Here is a 3,629-nt window from a genome sequence, read left to right as displayed (position 1 = left end):
GTGCAGCCGTTCGCCCGCCAGTACTTCAACTCGATGTACATCGCCGTGCTGGTGACCGCGGGCACCATGCTGTTCTCGTCGATGGCGGGCTACGCGTTCGCGCGCATCCGGTTCCGCGGCCAGGGCGTGCTGTTCCTCGTCGTGCTGACCGGCCTGCTCATCCCTGCGGAGGTCACCATCGTGCCGCTGTTCCAGCTCTTCAACCAGTGGGGCATGATCGACACGCACTGGCCGCTGATCCTGGTGAGCACCTTCGGGGCGCCGAGCGTGCTCGCGACGTTCATCATGCGGCAGTACTTCATCACGCTGCCGGTGGAGCTCGAGGAGGCGGCGCGGATCGACGGGCTCGGCCGCTGGCGCATCTACTGGTCGATCGCGCTGCCGCTGAGCCGCTCGGCGCTCGCCGCGGTGGCCATCTTCACGTTCCTGCACGTGTGGAACCTCTACCTCGAGCCCACGGTCTACCTGCAGACGCCCGAGCTGTTCACGCTGCCGCAGGCGCTCACCCGCTACACCGACGCGTACGGCGGCGAGATGTGGAACACGCAGCTCGCGGCGGCCACCCTCACGGCGCTGCCCGTGCTCATCGTGTTCGTGTTCGCCCAGAAGCAGTTCGTGGAGGGGCTCGCGCAGACCGGGCTCAAGGGCTGACGGCGGCCGCGACCTGGCACGTTTCCGACGGGGGCGTTCCGCACGGCTCGCGGTCACCCCTATGCTGCACGGATGACCGTCGCCGCGCCCTCAGCACCCGCACGCACGACCGGGCGCATCCTCGGGCTGGACGATGCCCGCTTCCTCGCTCTCGCAGGCATGATGGCGACCCACGTCTGGGCGTGGAGCATCGACGGATCCGACCCGGCCCCCTGGCTCAGCGAGATCGTCGCGGGTAAGGCCGCCGCGCTCTTCGCCGTGCTCGCCGGCGTCGGCATCGCGATGACGACCCGCACGTCGATGGAGACGGGGCGACTCGCCGCCGCGCGGCTGAACCTCTTCGGCCGCGGCCTCGCGATCGTGCTCGTGGGACTGACGCTCGGGTTGCTCGAGGGATCGGTCCTCGTGATCCTCGTCTACCTCGGCGTGACGTTCTGGCTGGTCATCCCGCTGCTGGGCCGAACGGTCTCGAACCTCCTCGGCGTGGCCATCGCGGTCGCGATCGTCTGGCCGATCGCGTCGTCGATCCTGCGGCTCGCGGTGACGGATGTCGACGGGATGTGGCTGGGAAGCGCGAGCTGGGCGGACCTGGCCGATCCAGCCGGGCTCCTCATCGGACTCTTCGTGACCGGCGTCTACCCGGTCATGACCTGGCTCGTGTACCTCCTCGTCGGCGTCGCCGTCGGGCGAGTCGTCATCGCCGCCCGCGAGCAGGGCGCACTCCGCGGGCTCGGCCTGAGGATGGCGGTCATCGGCGCGTCGGTCGCGGCATCCGCCGCCCTCGTGAGCTGGGTGCTGGCTGGCCCGATGGGGGGACTCGCCGGGCTGCAGGAGGACTACGCAGGATACGCGGAGGCCGGCGAGGTCGAGGCGTTCTTCTACGCTTCGGCGTACGGAACCGTGATTCCCGGTGACGTGCGCTGGCTCGAGAGCCCCGCCCCGCATACCGGAACGCTGTTCGACCTCGCGATCACCACGGGCATCGCCGTGCTGGTCATCGGGTGCTGCCTGGTGCTGCGCACCGCGATGCCGCGCGCGGTCTCCCGCGTGCTCGCGCCCGTGGCCACTGCTGGCGCTGCGCCGCTCACGATCTACACGCTGCACGTGTTCGCCGCGGGCATCGTGGCCCTCGCCGTCGGCGACCGCTGGCTGGACGACCCGACCGCCGACGTGCCCTGGTCGATCTCGAGCCCGATCATGTGGGTGATCCACGTGCTCGGCGCACTCCTGGTCGGGGCCGTGCTCATGCTCCTGCGCCGACGTGGGCCGCTCGAATCGCTCGTCAGCCTGACGGGTCGGCTGTTCGCACGGCTCGCCGACCGCGGACGAGGACGAGGACCGGCCGGCGACGAGGACGGCGCGAGCGCTCTCAGGGGGGCCGAGGCCGCCGCGACGTAGGCTGGACGGGTGAGTTCCACGCCCGTTCCCCGCGTCCGCCCACGTCGCCTGCGAGAGGCCCCGGCCATGCGCCGCCTCGTCTCCGAGACGCGACTGCACCCCGCCGACCTCGTGCTGCCGCTGTTCGTGCGCGAGGGCGTCACCGCCCCGGTGCCGATCGGCTCGATGCCCGGCGTCGTGCAGCACTCGCTCGAGTCCCTGCCGCAGGCGGTGTCGGATGCCGCGGCCGCGGGCCTCGGCGGCGTGATGCTGTTCGGCGTGCCCGAGGTGCGCGATGCGCGCGGCTCGGGGGCGACCGACCCCGACGGGATCCTGAACGTGGCCACGCGCGTCGCCGTCGAGGCATCCGCGGGCCGTCTCGTGGTGCAGACCGACCTCTGCCTCGACGAGTTCACCGACCACGGGCACTGCGGGGTGCTCGACGAGCGCGGACGCGTCGACAACGACGCCACCCTCGAGCGGTACACGGCCATGGCGCTCGAGCAGGCCCGCGCCGGTTCACAGCTGCTCGGCCTGAGCGGCATGATGGACGGCCAGGTCGCCGCGGTGCGCGAGGCCCTCGACGACGCCGGACACGCCGATGCCGCGATTCTCGCCTACTCGGCGAAGTACGCGAGCGCGTTCTACGGGCCGTTCCGCGACGCCGTCGAGTCGACCCTCGAGGGCGACCGCCGGTCGTACCAGCTCGACCCGGGCAACCGTCGCGAGGGCCTCCGCGAGGCGATGATCGACATCGACGAGGGCGCCGACATCGTCATGGTCAAGCCCGCCGGCAGCTACCTCGACGTGCTCGCCGACGTCGCCGCGGCCTCCGAGGTGCCAGTCTGGGCCTACCAGGTGTCGGGGGAGTACGCGATGATCGAGGCCGCCGCCGCGCACGGCTGGATCGACCGCAAGCGCGCCGTGATCGAGTCGGTGCGCGCCATCCGCCGCGCCGGCGCCGATGCCGTGCTCACCTACTGGGCCGTCGAGCTCGCCGACTGGATCCGAGACGGAGACCTCGCATGAACGCCGCACGCAGCATGACCACCACCGAGACCACGAATGCCGGGCTCTTCGCCCGCGCGCAGGCCGCGATCCCCGGGGGCGTGAACTCGCCCGTGCGCGCGTTCCGCTCGGTGGGCGGCACGCCGCGCTTCCTCGTGAGCGCCCGCGGCGCGTACGTCACCGACGTCGAGGGTCGCGAGTACGTCGACCTCGTCGCCGGATGGGGCCCGGCGATCCTCGGCCACGCCGATCCGCGGGTCATCGAGGCGGTGACGGATGCCGCGAGCCGCGGTCTCTCGTTCGGCTCGTCGACGCCCGCCGAGACCGAGCTCGCCGAGCTCGTCGAGGGCCGCGTCGGACCCGTCGAGCAGCTGCGCCTCGTGTCGACCGGCACCGAGGCGACCATGAGCGCCATCCGCCTCGCCCGCGGATTCACGGGCCGCGACGTGCTCGTGAAGTTCTCCGGCCACTACCACACCCCGGCTGACCGTGGAGCGCTCGACGACCGATCCAAGACCGTGGTCCTCGTCGACGACGAACTGACCACGGGGAAGACCGCCCGGAACACCATCCGGATGCTGAACACCCTCACC

The 3,629-nt window shown here is 71.5% G+C and carries 4 protein-coding genes; all 4 read left to right on the top strand.

The features are described from left to right. Positions 1 to 651 (top strand): carbohydrate ABC transporter permease (locus tag GH736_RS19175; RefSeq protein WP_159606191.1); only part of this gene is annotated, 651 nt, incomplete at its 5' end. A gap of 72 nt (positions 652 to 723) precedes the next feature. Next, the gene (locus GH736_RS19170; protein ID WP_159606189.1) at positions 724 to 2,049 is read left to right on the top strand and encodes a heparan-alpha-glucosaminide N-acetyltransferase domain-containing protein; all 1,326 of its coding nucleotides are present in this window, start codon (positions 724 to 726) and stop codon (positions 2,047 to 2,049) included. Positions 2,050 to 2,058: 9 nt separating this feature from the next. Continuing rightward, positions 2,059 to 3,057 carry a porphobilinogen synthase gene (gene hemB / locus GH736_RS19165; protein WP_268891254.1) on the top strand — a complete coding sequence of 333 codons (999 nt, stop codon included), beginning with the start codon at positions 2,059 to 2,061 and terminating at the stop codon, positions 3,055 to 3,057. Beyond that, the coding region (locus GH736_RS19160; protein ID WP_407922377.1) for an aminotransferase class III-fold pyridoxal phosphate-dependent enzyme at positions 3,054 to 3,629 on the top strand (576 nt) is incomplete at its 3' end. The genes hemB and GH736_RS19160, both read left to right, overlap by 4 nt.

This window comes from Agromyces humi, assembly GCF_009720255.1.
GTDB classification, from domain to species: Bacteria; Actinomycetota; Actinomycetes; order Actinomycetales; family Microbacteriaceae; genus Agromyces; species Agromyces humi.
Note: the sequence above shows the minus strand (reverse complement) of the source record. Positions and strands in the feature narration are given on the sequence as shown.